The sequence below is a fragment of the Limosilactobacillus portuensis genome (genome assembly GCF_014838735.1).
GTDB lineage: Bacteria > Bacillota > Bacilli > Lactobacillales > Lactobacillaceae > Limosilactobacillus > Limosilactobacillus portuensis.
This window is the reverse complement of record NZ_JABUXQ010000114.1, coordinates 1-290: the sequence shown is the minus strand read 5'-3', so window position 1 is coordinate 290 and position 290 is coordinate 1. Positions and strand designations below refer to the sequence as shown.

General features: G+C 29.3%; 1 pseudogene. It reads right to left on the bottom strand.

Features of this window, described 5'->3' with window-relative positions:
- Nucleotides 1-290 (bottom strand): annotated as a pseudogene (locus tag HUK49_RS11085) (hypothetical protein); the annotation flags it as partial.

Here is a 290-nt window from a genome sequence, read left to right as displayed (position 1 = left end):
TATCTATTGGCTCGGAGTTAGAAATCCTACAACGATACAACAGAAAGTCTTCAGGCTTAATGATACTTTCTGTAAACTTTAAAAAATGATTTAATAGTTGTAAATTGATATTTTGGGTATGAAATCGATTTTGATATTTGATGGCGTTAGCAAACTTATCCCAGTCGTTGTCTTTTACAATAAGTTTATGATTATCGGTAACAAACTCTTCTTTCACACCTACAAATTCTTGAAGTAGACGTTTATCTATATTTTCATCATTTTTATAAAGTTCTGCTATAATGGTATAA